The 17,053-nt window shown below is 68.2% G+C and carries 18 protein-coding genes and 1 pseudogene; 5 read left to right on the plus strand and 14 right to left on the minus strand.

Annotated features, from left to right (window positions below; all coding sequences use genetic code 11):
- The 4 genes and pseudogenes from QYL93_RS15855 to QYL93_RS15870 form a co-directional block, all read left to right on the plus strand.
- Positions 1–100, plus strand: a pseudogene (locus QYL93_RS15855) (MBL fold metallo-hydrolase); the annotation flags it as partial.
- 20 nt (positions 101–120) lie between these two features.
- On the plus strand, positions 121–1,806 hold the full coding sequence (locus QYL93_RS15860) for an FAD-dependent oxidoreductase (RefSeq protein WP_305744541.1): 1,686 nt from the start codon (positions 121–123) through the stop codon (positions 1,804–1,806).
- A gap of 16 nt (positions 1,807–1,822) precedes the next feature.
- Positions 1,823–2,074 (plus strand): DUF2783 domain-containing protein, encoded by a 252-nt coding sequence (locus QYL93_RS15865; RefSeq protein ID WP_305744542.1) that lies wholly within the window; start codon positions 1,823–1,825, stop codon positions 2,072–2,074.
- A gap of 122 nt (positions 2,075–2,196) precedes the next feature.
- Positions 2,197–3,168, plus strand: coding sequence for a tripartite tricarboxylate transporter substrate binding protein (locus tag QYL93_RS15870; protein WP_305744543.1), 972 nt, complete (start codon positions 2,197–2,199; stop codon positions 3,166–3,168).
- A gap of 9 nt (positions 3,169–3,177) precedes the next feature.
- Here the strand turns inward: QYL93_RS15870 and QYL93_RS15875 are convergent, their stop codons facing one another.
- The 3 genes from QYL93_RS15875 to QYL93_RS15885 are packed head-to-tail and all read right to left on the minus strand — an operon-like array spanning position 3,178 to position 4,900.
- Positions 3,178–3,744 (minus strand): DUF2062 domain-containing protein, encoded by a 567-nt coding sequence (locus QYL93_RS15875; RefSeq protein WP_305744544.1) that lies wholly within the window; start codon positions 3,742–3,744, stop codon positions 3,178–3,180.
- Between the two features lie 10 nt (positions 3,745–3,754).
- A complete protein-coding gene (locus tag QYL93_RS15880; protein WP_305744545.1) occupies positions 3,755–3,913 on the minus strand; it encodes a hypothetical protein in 159 nt (52 codons plus the stop codon).
- A 12-nt stretch (positions 3,914–3,925) separates the two neighbouring features.
- The gene (locus tag QYL93_RS15885) at positions 3,926–4,900 is read right to left on the minus strand and encodes a TerC family protein (RefSeq protein ID WP_305744546.1); all 975 of its coding nucleotides are present in this window, start codon (positions 4,898–4,900) and stop codon (positions 3,926–3,928) included.
- Positions 4,901–5,164: 264 nt separating this feature from the next.
- Between QYL93_RS15885 and QYL93_RS15890 the strand changes: the two genes are divergently transcribed.
- A complete protein-coding gene (locus tag QYL93_RS15890; protein WP_305744547.1) occupies positions 5,165–6,070 on the plus strand; it encodes a LysR family transcriptional regulator in 906 nt (301 codons plus the stop codon).
- Here the strand turns inward: QYL93_RS15890 and QYL93_RS15895 are convergent.
- From QYL93_RS15895 to paaA, 11 genes are all read right to left on the minus strand, one after another.
- The gene (locus QYL93_RS15895) at positions 6,060–7,235 is read right to left on the minus strand and encodes an ABC transporter substrate-binding protein (protein WP_305744548.1); all 1,176 of its coding nucleotides are present in this window, start codon (positions 7,233–7,235) and stop codon (positions 6,060–6,062) included. The genes QYL93_RS15890 and QYL93_RS15895 overlap by 11 nt on opposite strands.
- Before the next feature lie 149 nt (positions 7,236–7,384).
- The gene (locus QYL93_RS15900; protein WP_305744549.1) at positions 7,385–8,134 is read right to left on the minus strand and encodes an ABC transporter ATP-binding protein; all 750 of its coding nucleotides are present in this window, start codon (positions 8,132–8,134) and stop codon (positions 7,385–7,387) included.
- Positions 8,131–10,044, minus strand: a complete 1,914-nt coding sequence (locus QYL93_RS15905; protein ID WP_305744550.1) for a branched-chain amino acid ABC transporter ATP-binding protein/permease — start codon at positions 10,042–10,044, stop codon at positions 8,131–8,133. Before QYL93_RS15905 ends, QYL93_RS15900 begins: the two co-directional genes overlap by 4 nt.
- Positions 10,041–11,069, minus strand: a complete 1,029-nt coding sequence (locus QYL93_RS15910; protein WP_305744551.1) for a branched-chain amino acid ABC transporter permease — start codon at positions 11,067–11,069, stop codon at positions 10,041–10,043. The genes QYL93_RS15905 and QYL93_RS15910 overlap by 4 nt, the downstream gene beginning before the upstream one ends.
- 110 nt (positions 11,070–11,179) lie before the next feature.
- Entirely contained in the window at positions 11,180–12,334 is a 1,155-nt protein-coding gene (locus tag QYL93_RS15915) for an ABC transporter substrate-binding protein (protein WP_179683242.1), read from the minus strand.
- A gap of 120 nt (positions 12,335–12,454) precedes the next feature.
- Positions 12,455–13,084: a TetR/AcrR family transcriptional regulator gene (locus tag QYL93_RS15920; protein ID WP_057268620.1), complete on the minus strand. Its 630-nt coding sequence runs from the start codon at positions 13,082–13,084 to the stop codon at positions 12,455–12,457.
- Between the two features lie 128 nt (positions 13,085–13,212).
- Positions 13,213–14,298 carry a 1,2-phenylacetyl-CoA epoxidase subunit PaaE gene (gene paaE / locus QYL93_RS15925; protein WP_305744552.1) on the minus strand — a complete coding sequence of 362 codons (1,086 nt, stop codon included), beginning with the start codon at positions 14,296–14,298 and terminating at the stop codon, positions 13,213–13,215.
- Positions 14,299–14,332: 34 nt separating this feature from the next.
- Entirely contained in the window at positions 14,333–14,875 is a 543-nt protein-coding gene (gene paaD, locus QYL93_RS15930; protein ID WP_305744553.1) for a 1,2-phenylacetyl-CoA epoxidase subunit PaaD, read from the minus strand.
- Positions 14,875–15,651 carry a 1,2-phenylacetyl-CoA epoxidase subunit PaaC gene (paaC, locus tag QYL93_RS15935; RefSeq protein ID WP_305744554.1) on the minus strand — a complete coding sequence of 259 codons (777 nt, stop codon included), beginning with the start codon at positions 15,649–15,651 and terminating at the stop codon, positions 14,875–14,877. Before paaC ends, paaD begins: the two co-directional genes overlap by 1 nt.
- Before the next feature lie 11 nt (positions 15,652–15,662).
- Positions 15,663–15,992 (minus strand): 1,2-phenylacetyl-CoA epoxidase subunit PaaB, encoded by a 330-nt coding sequence (paaB, locus tag QYL93_RS15940; protein ID WP_305744555.1) that lies wholly within the window; start codon positions 15,990–15,992, stop codon positions 15,663–15,665.
- 23 nt (positions 15,993–16,015) lie between these two features.
- Positions 16,016–17,023 (minus strand): 1,2-phenylacetyl-CoA epoxidase subunit PaaA, encoded by a 1,008-nt coding sequence (gene paaA, locus QYL93_RS15945; RefSeq protein WP_305744556.1) that lies wholly within the window; start codon positions 17,021–17,023, stop codon positions 16,016–16,018.
- Positions 17,024–17,053: the final 30 nt, after the last annotated feature.

The following is a 17,053-nucleotide window of genomic DNA, read 5'->3' on the forward strand; positions in this document are numbered from 1 at the left end:
CGACGTGACGCGGGCCTATGACGAAGCCACGCAGTACCCGGACCCGCGCATCTGGACGGCCGAGCGGGACGTGCAGATGTGGAAGTCGCTGGAAGGCTGAGCACCACGGAGGAGACAAGCATGACAACGACAGCGTCCGCACCAACCGCCTTCGACGGCACAGGCGCCCAGGTACAGGCCATCGAATTCACCTACCAGCGCTCCCGCGACCAGGATGCCCCGGCACCCGTGCAACACCCCGTCGTGGTGGTAGGTGCCGGGCCCGTGGGCCTGTCCCTGGCCATCGACCTGGCCCAGCGTGGCCAGCGCGTGGTGGTGCTGGACAACGACTGCAGGCTGTCCACCGGCTCGCGCGCCATCTGCTTTGCCAAGCGCACCCTGGAGATCTGGGACCGCCTGGGCGTGGGCCAGCGCATGGTGGACAAGGGTGTGTCGTGGAACGTGGGCAAGGTGTTCTTCCACGGCGCGCCGCTGTACGAGTTCAACCTGCTGCCCGAGGACGGCCACGAGCGCCCAGCCTTCATCAACTTGCAGCAGTATTACGCCGAGGCCTACCTCGTGGAGCGGGCGCTGCAGTTGCCCAACATCGAACTGCGCTGGCACAGCAAGGTGGCGGGCATTGCGCCGCGCGAAGATGGTGCGCAGCTCACCATCGAGACGCCCGAGGGCAGCTACCGCATCGACGCGCAGTGGGTCGCTGCCTGCGATGGCTCGCGCTCGCCGCTGCGGCAGATGATGGGCCTGGAGAGCAAGGGCCGCATCTTCCAGGACCGCTTTTTGATCGCCGACGTGAAGATGGCCAGCAGCGCCGACTTCCCCACCGAGCGCTGGTTCTGGTTCGACCCGCCCTTCCACCCCAACCAGAGCGTGCTGCTGCACAGCCAGCCCGACAATGTCTGGCGCATCGACTTCCAGCTGGGCTGGAACGCCGACCCCGAGGAAGAGAAGAAGCCCGAAAACATCCTGCCGCGCGTGCGCGCGCTGCTGGGCCCCGATGCGCAGTTCGAGCTCGAGTGGGCCAGCGTCTACACCTTTGCCTGCCTGCGCATGGACCGCTTCGTGCACGGCCGCGTGGTGTTCGCGGGCGACAGCGCGCATGGCGTGTCGCCCTTTGGCGCGCGGGGCGCCAACAGCGGCGTGCAGGACGCCGAAAACCTGGCCTGGAAGCTCGACTGGGTGCTGCGCGGCCGGGCCGGCGAGGAGCTGCTGGCCAGCTACGGCCCCGAGCGCGAGTACGCGGCCGACGAGAACATTGCCAACTCGACCCGCGCCACCGACTTCATCACGCCCAAGAGCGAGATCAGCCGCCTGTTCCGCGACGCGGCGCTGGAGCTGGCGCGCGAGCACCCGTTTGCGCGCCGCATCGTCAACAGCGGGCGCCTGTCGGTGCCGGCCACGCTGCATGGCTCGCCGCTGAACACCCCGGACGGCGACACATTCGCCGGCACCCAGGTGCCGGGCGCCGTGCTGCTCGACGCGCCCGTGGGGTACGGTGGCCAGAGTGCCTGGCTGCTGCGCACGCTGGGGCCAGAATTCACGCTGCTGGTGTTCGGCACCGCGCCGGCCTGGGCCACCACCCTGCCCCAGGTAAAGCTGCTGCAGGTGGGCCACGACCTGCAGGACACCCAGGGACTGCTGGCCCGGCGCCTGGGCGCCCAGCCCGGCACGGCCTACCTGGTGCGGCCCGACCAGCATGTGTGCGCGCGCTGGCGCAGCCTGAGCGAAGGCGCCGTGCGCGCCGCCCTGGCCACCGCGACGGCCAGCCACCAGCCTGCCGTCGCCGCTGCCGACCTTGCAACCGTCTGACGAAGGAGCCATGAGCATGCTCGATACCCAGCCCCACCTGCAGGCCTGCGACGATTTCTACGAGGCCCTGATCGCCGGGCACAACGGCCTCACCCCGCCCGAGAGCCACGCGATGAACGCCCGCCTCATCCTGCTGCTGGCCAACCACATCGGCGACCAGGCCACGCTGCTGCATGCGCTGAAGCTGGCGCGCGGCAGCACCGCGCCCACCAGCGCTGCGGACATGGTGGCCGTGACACCGATCGCGCCGGTACACGCGGCGAACTGACGCCGCCCAAAACCACCCACCCACCGTTCAGCCACCGCGCAAGCCCCGCAAAGACGGGGCCTGCGGCGCCGCTGTGCCCGTTCCAACCCAATCCATCGCTTGACCACCGGAGACAAACCACCATGCTGCGCAAACATTTCCTCGCCACCCTCGCGGGCCTGGCACTCACGCCCCTCGCCCTGCCCCTGCACGCGCAGGACCACAGCAAGCCCCTGGAATGGGTGGTCGGCTATGCGGCCGGCGGGGGCTCGGACATCGTGGCCCGCACCATCGCTGAATCCATGGGTGCCAGCCTGGGCCGCTCCGTCATCATCAACAACAAGCCCGGCGCGGGCACCAACATCGCGGCCGACTATGCCGCGCGCAACAAGGATTTCGGCAACCTGATCTTCTCGGCCGATTTCGCCACGCTGGCGGCCAACCCCTTCCTGTTCAGCAAGCTGAGCTACAACGCCGAGAAGGACTTCCAGCCCGTGGGCCTGCTGGTGCGTTTTCCGATGTTCCTCGTGGTGTCAAACAACGTGCCCGCCAAGAACCTCAAGGAATTCATGGTCTGGGCCAAAGGCAATGCCGATGGCGTGAACTGGGCATCTGCCGGCCCAGGCAGCCCGCACCACCTGGTGGGCGAGCTGTTTCGCGAGCAGAGCGGGCTCAAGCTCACCCACGTGCCCTACCGCGGCGCGGCCCCGGCCATCCAGGACGTGATCGGCGGCCAGGTGCCCGCGATGTGGATCGACAGCGCCACGGTTTACCCTTTTCTCGCCGCCAACAAGGTGCGCGCCATCGGCGTGGCCAGCCCGCAGCGAGTGGGCACCATGCCCGACGTACCGACGATGCAGGAACAGGGGCTGCAGGGCTTCGAAGGCTATGCATGGCAGGGTCTGGTGGCCCCCACGGGCACCTCGCCCGAGGCCGTGGCCCAGTTCAGCAAGGCGCTGCAGACCGCGCTGGCCGACACGCGCACCCGCGCGCGCCTGCAGGCCCTGGGTGTGGAGCCCCTGCCCGGCACACCGGCCCAGATGGGCAGCTACGCGCGCGCCGAGCGCGAAAAGTGGGGCCGCGTGATCACCAAGGTGGGCGTCAAGCTCGATTGATCCACAGGCTCAGGCCTGGTCGCGCAGGGCGCGGGCACGCTGCCGGCGGCGCCCTCGTTGCAGCACGGGCGCGAGCCACAGGGCCTGCACCGCTGCATAGCCCAGCACGGCGAGGATCAAGCCCAGCACCGGCAGGCCGACCAGCAGCGGCGTGCCCAGGGCCTGCATCCACTCGGCCAGGGCCTGCACGCTGAAGGCGCCAGCAGGGCCGGCCGCATTGAAGGCTGGCAGCGACTGCTCGCCGGGCAGCACCAGCGAGCCCACCTGGAAGGCCAGCACATACAGGGGCACGGTGGTCAAGGGATTCGTATAAAAGGTGGTGACGCCGCCCGCCACCACGTTGCCGCGCAGCCAGGCGCAGGCACCGACCGCACCCACCAGCTGCAGCGGGCCGGGGATGAGCCCGCAGAACAGGCCGGCGGCCACCCCGCGTGCCAGCGGCTCGCGCTGAAAGCGGAACAGCGCGCGCTGCTCCATCCAGGGCACGGCCCGGGCCAATGCCGTGCGTGCCAGCTGGTCGCGCACGCTCGGCTCCAGGTGGCGCAGCTTGCGGCGCAGGGTGCTCAGCATCCGCATGGGCGCGCCATCACCAGCTGAAGGCCGCTGCGGTGGCCAGGCCCCACAGCGTGGCCAGGGCCGTGAGCAGGCCCACGTCGCGCCGGTCATTGCCCAGGCGCCAGGCCATCAGGGCCGTGCCCGCAAGGGCCACCAGCAGGGTGAGCATCACCGATTCGATCATGTCCATGGCCGGTCTCCTTCAGGGCTTGGGGGGCTGTGCAGAGGGTGGGCTACCAGCCGAGGTGCGCAGCGACAGGACGATGGAGCCGGCAATCAGGCCCGCCGTCACCAGCAGAGCGTAGCCGATCGGGATCTTCACCAGATCGATGAGCAGCATCTTGCTGCCGATGAACACCAGCACCAGGGCCAGGCCATAGGCCAGCAGGTGGAAGCGGTCGGCCAGGTCGGCCAGCAGGAAGTACAGCGCACGCAGGCCCAGGATGGCGAAGATGTTGGCCGTGAGCACGATGAACGGGTCATTGGTGATCGCGAAGATGGCCGGAATGCTGTCCACCGCGAAGATGATGTCCGTAGTACCGATCAGGATGAGCACCACGAACAGCGGTGTGTAGTGCTTGACGCCATTGATGCTGGTGGTCAGCTTCTCGCCATCGAACACGTCGGCGATGCGGATGCGCTTGCGCAAAAAGCGCAGCACCGGGTTGGTCGCGATGTCGGGCTCCTGGCCGGCGGCAAACCACATCTTGGCACCCGTGAACACCAGGAAGGCGCCGAACACGTAGAGCAGCCAATGGAACGACGCCAGCAGCCAGGCGCCTGCCAGGATCAACAAGGTGCGCAGCACGATGGCGCCGATGATGCCGATGATCAGCGCGCGCTTCTGGTGCTGGGGCGGTACGGCGAAGTAGCTGAACAGCATCAGGAAGACGAAGATGTTGTCGATGGACAGGCTCTTTTCCACCAGGTAGCCGGTGATGAACTGCATCGACACGGTGTTGGCCACCTCGCGACCCTGGCTACCGTCCAGGTACCACCACAGGCCGGCCACGAACACGAAGGCCAGCGAGAACCACAGGACACTCCACTTGACGGCCTCCTTGGTGGTGACCTTGTGCGCACCCTGGCGCTCCATCACCAAGAGGTCGATGCCGATGGCCACCACCACAAAGACGGCAAAGCCCGCCCACATCCACCAGGTTCCGATTGTTTCCATGATGTCTTGCTCCTTCGCGCTGGCGCGTCAGCGCCGCGAACGCGGCAGGGGTGGCAGGCCCGGGGTCGGGGTGGACAGGGGACGGGGGGCGGCATGGCGCATGGGTTCTCTCCGGTGCGGTCAGTTGGAATTCAGGGCAAGCCCGCACTGTAGGGATGCATGGGCATCTTAAAAACCTGTCTTCACGGTACTATGGGTTCGGTTTTTACGAACCAAATATTCTCCACGCCCATAGCCCTTCAGCCTGTCGGGATACGCAACACCATGAGCCAGAGCTTCAACTACCGCCACCTGTACTACTTCTGGGTGGTCGCCAAGGAGGGCGGTATCGCGCGCGCCGCCGAGCGGCTGGACATGGCCGTGCAGACCATCAGCGCGCAGGTGCGCCTGCTGGAGCAGGCCTTGGGCACCAGCCTGCTGCGCACCGAGGGGCGCAGCCTGGTGCTGACCGAGGCGGGCGTGGCCGCACTGCACGAGGCCGACCAGATCTTTGCGCTGGGCGAGCAGTTGACCCACCGCGTGCGCGAGGCCGCCAGCGGCCGGACGCTGCGGCTGAACCTGGGCATCTCCGACGGCATCGCCAAGCTGGCCATGCACCGGCTGCTGACGCCGGTGCTCGACGAACCGCACCTGCGCCTGCTGTGCCACGAGGGGGAATTCCAGCCGCTGCTCGGCGAGCTCGCGCTGCACAAGCTCGACGCGGTGCTGGCCGACCGCGCCGCGCCGCCGAACCCGGCCCTCAAGACCACCAGCCAACTGCTGGGCACGAGTGCCGTGGCCTGGTATGCGCCGCCTGTGTGGGCCGAGGCGGCGGCCCGGCAGTTTCCGCAGAGCCTGGCCGTGGTGCCCGTGCTGCTGCCCACCGACCACGCCGCCATGCGCGCGCGCATCGACCACTGGCTGGAGCGCGAACGCATCCGCCCGCGCATCGCGGGCGAGTTCGAGGACAGTGCCCTGCTGAGCACCTTTGCCGCCACCGGCATGGGTGTGATGCCCGCACCCGCGTCAGTGGGCGAGCACCTTGCAAGCACCCATGGCCTGGTGCACGTTGGCACCACGCCCGACGTGCAGGAGCAGTTCCACCTGATCTACAACGCGCGCAAGGTCATGCACCCGCTGCTCACGCGGCTGCTGGAAGCGGCGCAGGGCGGTGCGCTGCTTACTTCGTGAACCTTCCGTCGCGACCCATCATGAGCAGATCCACGAACTTTCCCGAACTGTGCTGCGTGGCCGACAGCTCCACGGGGTAGCCGCCCAGGTTCACGCTCTTCATCGACTCCATCGCCTGGACCAGCGTGGCCCGCGTGGGCTTGGCGCCGGCGCGCTGCAGCGCCTCGACCAGGAACCGGGCGGAGATGAAGCCCTCCATCTGGCTGAAGGTGTACTCGGTGATGCCCTTGGCTTTGGCCAGGGTCTGGAACTCGCGCGAGATCGGCATGCTCTGGTTCCACGGCGAGGGCACCACCTGCGAGACCACCACGCCGCGTGCGCGCTCGCCCAGCGCCTTGACGAGCTGCGCATTGCTGATGACCGAGAGCATGTAGAAGGTGGTGCGGTGGCCTGCAGTCAGGTAGGCATCGACGAAATCCACGCTGGGCTTGCCCGCGCTGATGACGATGATGGCCTGGGGGGCGGCCTTGGCCACAGCGGCCACGGCATCCGCCATCTTCGATCCATCCACCTCCAACAGGGCCTGGGCCACGAGTTCCACCTTGTGGTTCTTGACCGACTTCTCGACCGAGGCCAGGCCGCCCGTGCCGAAGGGATTGTTGAGGTAGACCGCCGCGATGCGCGCGATGCCCACCGAGGCCAGTTGCTTGACCGTGGCATCGAGCTCGGCGGCATAGCCGGCCTTGATGTTGAAGACGTAGCGGCTGCCCGCCTGGCGCAGGCCGTCGGAGCCCGTGAACGGCGCGATGAAGGGCACGCCGCGCTCCTCGGCAATCGGCAGGGCGGCCAGGGCCGGGGGCGTGCCGGCGTACTGGAACAGCGCGAGCACCTTGTCCTCGTCGATCAGTTTCTTCGTGTTCTCGGCCGCCTTCCTGGGGTCGTAGGCATCGTCGATGGCGACCACGCGGATCTTGCGGCCGCGCACGCCGCCCGAGGCATTGACGTGGTCGAAATACAGGGCCGAGCCCTGGCGCACTTCGCTGGTCAGTGCCGCGAGCGGGCCGCTCAACTGGCACGACTGGCCGATGACGATCTCGCTGTCGGTCACGCCCGCGCTGTCCTGGGCCCAGGCCGTGCCTGTGGCCCAGCCCAGGGCCATTGCAAGTGCGGTGCGCCGGCGGGCGGCACCCGCGCGTGAGAGGGGCTGAACTCCTGCTGCTGCCATGTTGTCTTGTCTCCTGTCGTCTTTATGGTTCTTCATCACAACGCAAAAACCTTCCGGTGCCAGGCCTGGCATGCGGAAGGATGGAAAAACGGGACTGCCGCCGCGTCACGCCGCAGCCCTGGGAGCGCACTGGCGCTCCCCGAGAAATCTCAGGCCACCTCGGCCGGGGCGTGCGCAGCCCCGCCCATGCCCAGGTAGGTGTCGATGATTCGGCGGTCGTTGAGCAGGTCCTGCGCGGCACCCGTGAGCGCCACGGCGCCCATTTCGAGCACGTAGGCCCGGTCAGCCACGCGCAGTGCGGCGCGCGCGTTCTGCTCCACCAGCAGCACCGACACGCCATGCGCCCGCAGCGAGGACACCACCTGCAGCACCTCGCGCACGATGAGCGGGGCCAGGCCGAGCGAGGGCTCGTCGAGCATCAAGAGGCGCGGGCGCGCCATCAGCGCACGGCCGATGGCCAGCATCTGCCGCTCGCCGCCCGAGAGCGTGGAGGCCAATTGCGGGCGGCGCTCGCGCAGGCGCGGGAATATCTCGAACACCTCGTCCATGCGCTGCGCCTGGTCGCGCTGGCCACGGCGCCAGCGCGAAAAGCCGCCCAGGAGCAGGTTGTCCTCCACCGACATCTCGCCGAAGAGCTCGCGCTTTTCGGGCACCAGGGCCACACCGCGCGCCACCATGGCCTCCACGCTGGGGCGCACGATGCGCTCGCCGGCCAGGGTGATGGCGCCGGTGGCCGGCAAAAGGCCCATGGCCGCGCACAGCAAGGTGGTCTTGCCCGCGCCATTAGGGCCGATGACGGTGACGATCTCGCCCTCGTTCACGTCCAGGTGCACCTGGTGGACGGCCTCCACCTGGCCGTACGACACGGAGAGGTCCTGCAGTTGCAGCAAGGCGGTCATGCGGTGGCTCCTTTGGTGGCAGTGGCGGCAGGCAGGTCGTCGTCGGCCCCGCCCAGGTAGGCGTCGAGCACGCGCTGGTTGCTCTGCACCTGTGCGGGCGTGCCCTCGGCGATCACGGTGCCGAACTCCAGCACCGTGATGCGGTCGGCCAGGTTCATCACGAACTCCATGTCGTGTTCCACCACCAGGATGCCCAGGCCCTCGGCGCGCAGCTGGCGCAGCAGGTCGGCCAGGGCCTTCTTTTCCAGGTGGCGCAGGCCGGCGGCAGGCTCGTCGAGCAGCAGGATGGCCGGCTGGCCGGCCAGGGCGCGTGCGATTTCCACGATGCGCTGCTGCCCCAGGGCCAGCGAGGCGGCGGGCCCATCAGCATGGGCGCCCAGGCCGCAGCGCTCGATCTGGCGGCGCGCCTCGGCCAGCAGGGCGGCTTCTTCGGCGCGGTCCAGCCGCAGCATCGAGGCCAGCCAGCCACGGTGGGCGCGCTGGTGGGCACCCAGGGCGACGTTCTCGACCACGCTGCGCTGGCCCAGCAGGCGCACATGCTGGAAGGTGCGCGCCATGCCCAGGCGGGCAAAGGCGCGCGAGGGGCGGCGCAGCATGGCCTGGTCCACCATGCGCACCTCGCCCTCGGTGGCGTCGTCCACGCCCGAGATCATGTTGAAGAAGGTGCTCTTGCCAGCGCCGTTGGGGCCGATCAGTGCATGCACCTCACCGGCCTTGACGTCCATGGAGACGTTGTTGTTGGCGACCAGCCCGCCAAAGCGCTTGGTCACGTTGCGCGCCTGCAGCAGCACCGTGCCGGGCGCTGGCAGCGTGCGCTGCGCCAGTTGCATGGCCTGGCGCACGGCACGCGGCGCCTCGCGGCGCAGCCAGCGCTCGCCCAGGCGGTTCAGCGTGGGCCACAGGCCGTCGGCAAAGCGCTGCAGCACGAAGACCATGAGCAGGCCGAAGACGATGACCTCGAAGTTGCCGCTGGTGCCCAGCAGCGAGGGCAGCACGTCCTGCAGTTTCTCCTTGAGCAGGGTGATCAGCGTGGCGCCCAGCACCGCACCCCAGAGGTGGCCGGCGCCGCCGACCACGGCCATGAACAAATACTCGATGCCGATGTTGAGGTTGAACGGCGTGGGGCTCACGAAGCGCTGCAAATGCGCGTACAGCCAGCCCGAGATCGCCGCCAGCAGCGCGGCCAGCACGAAGAGCTTGATGCGGTAGTGCGCCGTGTCCACGCCCATGGACTCGGCCATCACCCGCCCGCCCTTGAGCGCGCGGATGGCACGGCCCTCGCGCGAGTCGAGCAGGTTGTGCAGCAGCCACAGCGACACCAGCAGCACCGCCCAGATCAGCACGCCGATGGCGCGCGGCGAAGCCAGAGAGAACCCGGCCACGATGAGCGGTGGCACGCCGGTGATACCTGTCTGCCCACCCAGGAACTCCATGTTGCCGAACAGGTAGTACAGCGACAACCCCCAGGCGATGGTGCACAGCGGCAGGTAGTGACCCGAGAGCTTGAGCGTGACCGAACCCAGGCCCCAGGCCAGCGCGAAGGTGATCAAAAGGCCCAGCACCAGCCCCACCCAGGGCAGGCCGGCCATGCCGACGATGCCCGAAAGCGCCTGCACCGAGGCCGGCGCCGTGCAGATCCAGGCCGTGGCATAGGCGCCGACGCCCACGAAGGCGGCCTGGCCAAACGAGGTCATGCCGCCCACACCGGTGAGCATGACCAGGCCTGCCGCCACGATGGCGTACAGCCCGATGTAGCTGAGCATGACCACGGTGAAGTCGGGCAGCCAGCCCCAGCACAGGGCCAGCAGCGCAACGCCGGCCAGGGTGAGCTGGGTGCGCGTGACGATGCCGCGCGATGTGGGTGCGGCTTGTGCGCTGGCGGCCATATCGGTCTTGACGGGCGTGCTCATTCCTCATCCTCCACATGGCGGCTGTTGAGCGAGCGCCACCACAGCACGGGCACGATCAGGGTGAACACGAGAACCTCCTTGTAGGCACTGGCCCAGAACGAAGCGAAGGCCTCCAGCTGCCCCACCAGCAGGGCACCGGCCAGCGCCATGGGGTAGCTGGCCAGCCCGCCCACGATGGCCGCGACGAAGCCCTTGAGGCCGATCAGGAAACCCGTGTCGTAGTACACGGTAGTGAGCGGCGCGATCAACAGGCCCGAGACGGCGCCGATCAGCGCAGCCAGGGCAAAACTCACGTCGCCCGAGAGTTCGGTGGGGATGCCCATGAGGCGTGCCCCCACGCGGTTGATGGCCGTGGCGCGCAGCGCCTTGCCGACCATGGAGCGGCCGAAGAACAGGAACAGCAGCATCACCAGCGCCAGCGTGACGCCCAGCACCACCAGCGACTGGCCCGAGACGGGGATGCCACCGAGGTCGAAGCGCGCCTCCGAGAACGGCGGCGTGCGCGAGCCTTCGGCACCGAAGAACAACAGGCCCAGGCCCACCAGAACGCCATGCAGCGCTACCGAGACTATGAGCAGCATCAGCACCGTGGCATCGGCCAGCGGCCGGAAGGCCAGGCGGTACAGCAGCGGCCCCATGGGCGTGATGAGCACCAGCGTGGTGAAGGCCTGCATGCCCAGCGAGGTCGGCCGCAGCCCGAGGATCAGCCCGGCGGCCACCAGCGGCAGCACCAGGCACCACACCACCGTGGCGGACCAGTTCACGGGGCTGCCGCGCCGAAAGCGCACCGCCTCGACCACCAGCACCACGGCGGCCATCCCCAGCAGCAGCCATAGCGTGGCGGGAATGCGCCCGCCCTGCATCATGGCCATGGTCAGCGCCCCGAAGGCCACGAACTCGCCCTGGGGGATGAAGATCACCCGGGTCACGGAAAAAACCAGCACCAGCGCCAGCGCCATCAGTCCATAGATGGCGCCGTTGACAATGCCGTCCTGCCCCAGCAGCAGGGCGATCTGCAAATCCATATTCGGCTTTCTGTCTATTGAAGGCAGGTATGCCGCAGGGCTGCGCAGGCAGCGGGCACTTCGTAGGCCGCCGCCCTCGCATCTGCGCCATCAGACCTCGCTCTGCTCGGTCAGGGCTGGTACTTCCAGGTGCCGTTCTCGATCTTGACCATCACGCGGGCGCGCTGGTCCAGGCCCAGGTGGTCGTTCTCGGACATGTTGAAGATGCCGTGCGCGCCGGGCACTTCCTTGATCTGCTCCAGCGCATCGCGCAGGGCAGCACGGAACTCCACGGTGCCGGGCTTGGCCTTCTTGAGCGCGACAGGCACGGCGGCGGCCATCAGCACGCCGGCATCCCAGCCGTGGGCGCCGAAGGTGGAAACGCTGTCCTTGCCGTGGGCAGCCTCATAGGCGGCCACATAGGCGCTAGCCGATTTCTTCACCGGGTGCGAAGCAGGCAGTTGCGAGGCCACGAGCACCGGGCCCGAGGGCAGGAAGGTGCCTTCCACGTCCTTGCCACCCACGCGCAGGAAGTCGGCATTGGCCACGCCGTGGGTCTGGTAGACCTTGCCGGTAAAGCCACGCTCCTTGAGCGCCTTCTGCGGCAGCGCGGCCGGCGTGCCGGAGCCGGCGATCAGCACGGCGTCGGGCTTGGCAGAGATCATCTTCAGCGTCTGGCCGGTCACCGAGGTGTCGGTGCGCGCATAGCGCTCGTTGGCCACAATCTGGATCTTCTTGATGGCGGCGGCCTTGCCGAACTCCTGGTACCAGCCTTCGCCGTAGGCATCTGCAAAACCGATGAAGGCCACGGTCTTGATGCCGGCGTTGGCCATGTGGTCGACGATGGCCAGCGACATCATGATGTCGTTCTGCGGGGTTTTGAAGACCCATTTCTTCTTGGCGTCCATGGGCTCGACGATGCGCGCCGAGGCGGCCATGGAGATCATGGGCGTCTGCGCCTCAGCGACAACGTCGATCATGGCCAGCGAGTTGGGCGTGGTGCTCGAGCCCAGGATGATGTCGACCTTGCTTTCGCTGATCAGCTTGCGCGTGTTGCCCACGGCCGTGGTCGTGTCCGACGCGTCGTCGAGCACGATGTAGTTGACCTTCTGGCCGCCGATGGTGCGCGGCATCAGGGCGATGGTGTTCTTCTCGGGAATGCCCAGCGATGCGGCGGGGCCGGTGGCCGACACCGTGACGCCGACGGTGATGTCGGCCAGGGCAGCGCCGCAGGCCATGGCGGCAGCAGCGGCCACCAGCGCGAGTTGTGCAAAACGGAATTTCATGCTTTGTCTCCTGTGGATAGTTGTGAAAGAAGGAAAGGGGTCAGCGCAGAGGGGCGCCCTGGCTCAGGTCCGGCTCTTCGCGGCCGGTGTGTGGTGCACGGCAAGCGTGGCTTCGCATTGTCATGGACGGGGAGGCCTTTCGGCCAGTGGCGGGGGCATGCGCACGGCAGGAAACCCGCCAAAGAACAGGTCGGCCACGATGGGCGCCATGGTCTCGTAGTCGAGTTCGCCATCCGGCTTGAGCCAAGTGAACATCCAGTTGATCATGCCGAACAGCAGCATGGTCAGAGCCTTGGTCAGGCCTGCGGCATCGGTGTCGGGGCGCATCTGCGCCAGCGCCTGGGCAAAGACGGCCACCACGGCGCGCTCCTTGCCGAGGATGCGTTCGCTGTCCTCGGGCTGCAGAAAGCGCACGTCCTCGGTCAGCACGCGGTGGGCATGCTGGGCCTCGGCGTATTCCTCGACGAAGCGGTGGATCAGCTCGCGCAGCCGCGCCTCGGGTTCGAGCTGCTTGCCCTGCACCTCGTCGACCAGGGCCTGCAGGCGCGAGACATGGCCGTCGGCGATGTGCACGAGCAGGTTGTACTTGTCGCGAAAGTAGTGGTACAGCGTGGGCTTGGACAGGCCGCAGGCCTCGGCCACCTCGTTCATCGAGGTGGCGGGGTAGCCGCGGCGTGCAAACAGTTCGGCGGCATGGCGGAGGATCATTTCGCGCTGGTCGTCGTATCCGGGGGATCGTCCTCGGGCCATGGGCAGTTTTCCTTTGCATCCGGTAATGAAGGGTTGCCATCTTGCCGCATGCCGGCGCACAGGGGGCACGCTGGCGCCCATTCTCCCCAGGGAGAAGGCGCTGTACGGCACTGCAACAGCCGGGTTCATCACCGCTCGTCGAACGACAGCACCACGCTGTCGGTCAGGGGCCGGCACTGGCAGGTGAGGACGAAGCCGGCGGCCACGTCGGCCTTGTCGAGCGCGAAGTTGCGCTCCATGCGCACCTCGCCCTGCACGCACTTGGCGCGGCAGGTGCCGCACACGCCGGACGTGCACGAAAAAGGCACCTCCAGCCCGGCGGCCGACGCGGCATCGAGGATGCTCGCCTGCCCGTCGGAGAAGGCGAACTCGCGCCTGAGGCCGTCGCGCACGATGGCGATGCGCGCGGTCTTGGCATCGCCGGGAAGTGCCTCGTGCACCACGGCCCCCACCTGCCCGCCTGCGGGCAGGGCCACGCCGAAGCGCTCCACGTGGATGCGCTCCGCCGGCACGCCGCCCGCCAGCAGCGCGGCCTCGGCCTCGTCGTTCATCTGGAAGGGACCGCAGATGAAGGCTTCGTCGATCTTCTGCGCGGGGATCAGGGCCTTGAGGAACTCGGCGAGCTTCTCGCGGTTCACGAAGCCCATGTTCAGCGGCGCATCGGTCTGCTCGGCCGAGAACACGTGGTGCAGCACCAGGCGCGTGAGGTAGCGGTTCTTGAGGTCCTCGATCTCCTCCTTGAACATGGTGGACTGCAGCGTGCGGTTGCCATAGATCAGCGTGAAGCGGCTGCCGGGCTCGCGCGCCAACACAGTCTTCATGATGGACAGGATGGGCGTGATGCCGCTGCCGCCCGCGATGCCCAGGTAATTGCGCTGCGCATGGGGCTGTATCGGCACGAAGAAGCGGCCTTGCGGCGCCATGACCTGCAGGGTGTCGCCGACCTGCAGCTGCGCATTGATCCAGTTGGAGAACACGCCGCCGTTGACCTTGCGCACGCCCACGCGCAGCTCGGCATCGTCGACGCCGGCGCAGATGGAGTACGAGCGGCGCAGGTCCTGGCCGCCAATGTCGGTGCGCAGCGTGAGGTACTGGCCCTGGGTGAAGCCGAACACTTCGCGCAGCTCGGGCGGCACGTCGAAGGAGACGATGACGGCCTCGGCCGTGTCGGGCTCGATGGCGCGCACGCGCAGGTGATGGAAGATGACGCTCATGTCGGTGTCTTGTATGGGGGCGTGAAAAGGGTCTTCACAGCGGCTTGAAGTGCTCGAAGGGCTCGCGGCAGGCCATGCAGCGGTACAGCGCCTTGCAGGCCGTGGAGCCGAACGCGGACAGGCGCTCGGTTTGCGGGCTGCCGCAGCGCGGGCAGGCCAGCGCTGGCGCAACGGCGTTGGCGCGGGGCATGAAGCGCAGCGGCACCTCGGTGCCCGGCGGCAGCGGGCCGGGCGGCGCGATGCCATAGGCCAGCAGGCGCGCACGCCCCTGCTCGGTGATCCAGTCGGTGGTCCAGGCGGGGGCGCGCTGCAGGGTGGCGTGGGCCGGGCCCAGGCCGGCGGCGTCGATGGCCGCGAGCACGTCGTGCTCGATCACCTCGGTGGCCGGGCAGCCCGAATAGGTGGGAGTGAGCACGATCTCCAGGCCCTCACCCGCCAGACGCACGTCGCGCACGATGCCCAGGTCGCACACGGAGACTGCGGGCACCTCGGGGTCGGGCACGTTGGCGAGCACCTCCCACGCCCGCGCAATGCGCGCGTCGGCGGCTTCCGGGCGAGCAATGGCCTCGGCCATCATCACCACACGCCCCCGGGGAAGCTGCGCTGCAGGTGCTGCATCTCGGCCAGAATGAAACCCATGTGCTCGCTGTGCACCCCCTGCTTGCCGGTGCTGCGAAACGCCGACTCCTTGGGCGTGGCCAGGCTGGCGGCGGCGAGGACCTGCGCCATCTCGTCCGTCCAGGCGCCCTGCACGTCGGCCCAGCGCGGGCCCAGGCCTGCGGCATGGGCAGCGTCCTCGACCGCATCGGAGGCGAACAGTTCGGGCGTGTAGCGCCACAGCGAAGCCAGGGCGGCCTCGGTGCGGCGGCGCGACTCGGCCGTTCCATCGCCCAGGCGCACCACCCAGTCGGCGCAGTGCTGCTGGTGGTAACGCGCCTCCTTGAGGGCCTTGCCGGCGATGGCGGCCAGTTCGGTGTCGCTGGAGCTGGCCAGGCGCTCCCACAGCAGCTTGAGCAGGGTGGCGACCATGGTGTTGCGCACCATGGTGAAGGCGAAGTCGCCGCGCGGCAGCTCCACCAGGGTCACGTTCACGTAGTCGCGCTCGTCGCGCAGGAAGGCCAGCTGGTCTTCGTCATGGCCGCGGCCTTCGATCTGGCCGGCCCGCGTGAGCAGCGCGCGCGCCTGGCCCACCAGGTCCAGCGCCATGTTCGCCAGGGCGATGTCTTCTTCGAGCACGGGGCCGTGGCCGCACCATTCGGACAGGCGCTGGCCCAGGATCAGGCAGGTATCGCCGATGCGCAGCAGGTACTGCACGGCCGGGTCCTGGCTGGTGTGGATGCTGGTGGCTTGCATGGCGGTCGCTCTCACATGTGGTCCACGGACTCGGGCAGCACGTAGAAGGTGGGGTGGCGGTAGACCTTGTCCTGCGCGGGATCGAAGTACATGGCCTTCTCGCCCGGGTCGCTGGCCACGATCTGGTCGGAGCGCACGACCCAGACGCTGGTGCCTTCCTGGCGGCGGGTGTAGACGTCGCGCGCCAGCTGGATGGCCATGCGCGGGTCGGCCGCATGCAGGCTGCCGCAGTGCTTGTGGTCGAGGCCGGCCTTGCTGCGCACGAACACTTCCCACAGCGGCCATTCGGTGGCCATGGCGGGATCGGCAGCAGGGGTGGAGGGGGTGGATGGGATCGTCATGGGGTATCTCGAATTGGGAAGGCTCAGGCAGCGGCGCGAACCGGTGCGTGCTTGGCGGCATGGGCCAGGGCGGCTTCGCGCACCCAGGCACCGTCGTCCCAGGCCTTGACGCGCGCGCCCAGGCGCTCTTCGTTGCAGGGGCCGTCGCCGCCGATCACACGCCAGAACTCGCTCCAGTCGATGGCGCCGTAGTCGTGCGCCTGGCGCTCCTCGTTCCACTTCAGGTCGGGATCGGGCAGGGTGACGCCGAGCAACTGGGCCTGCTCGACCGTGGCGTCGATGAACTTCTGGCGCAGGGTGTCGTTGGAGACGCGCTTGATGCCCCATCGCATGGACTGCGCGGAGTTGGGCGACTGGTCGTCGGGCGGACCGAACATCATGATGGAGGGCCACCACCAGCGGTTCACGGCGTCCTGCACCATGGCGCGCTGGGCGTCGGTGCCCTGCTGCATCATGGTCAGCAGCGCGTCGTAGCCCTGGCGCTGGTGAAAACTCTCTTCACGGCAGATGCGCACCATGGCGCGCGCATACGGCGCGTAAGAGCAGCGGCAGATCGGCACCTGGTTCATGATGGCAGCGCCATCGACCAGCCAGCCGATGGTGCCCATGTCGGCCCAGGTCAGCGTGGGGTAGTTGAAGATCGAGCTGTACTTGGCGCGGCCGGTGTGCAGCGCGTCGATCATCTGGTCGCGCGAGGTGCCCAGGGTCTCGGCTGCGGCATACAGGTACAGGCCGTGGCCGCCCTCGTCCTGCACCTTGGCCAGCAGGATGGCCTTGCGCTTGAGCGTCGGCGCGCGCGAGATCCAGTTGCCCTCGGGCAGCATGCCGACGATTTCCGAGTGCGCATGCTGGCTGATCTGGCGCAGCAGCGTCTTGCGGTAGTGGTCGGGCATCCAGTCCTTGGCCTCGATGAATTCGCCCGCGTCGATGCGCGCATCGAACGCTTCCTGGCGCTGCATCTCTTCAGCGCTGCGCAGGGCCTTGGCGTCGCCGCCGTCCTTGCCCATGGTGTCCATTGCCTGCGTGTACATGGTGGTGTCCTTTCGGGGGGGGGGGGGCGC

This window comes from Acidovorax sp. A1169, assembly GCF_030704685.1.
Classification (GTDB): Bacteria; Pseudomonadota; Gammaproteobacteria; order Burkholderiales; family Burkholderiaceae_C; genus Acidovorax.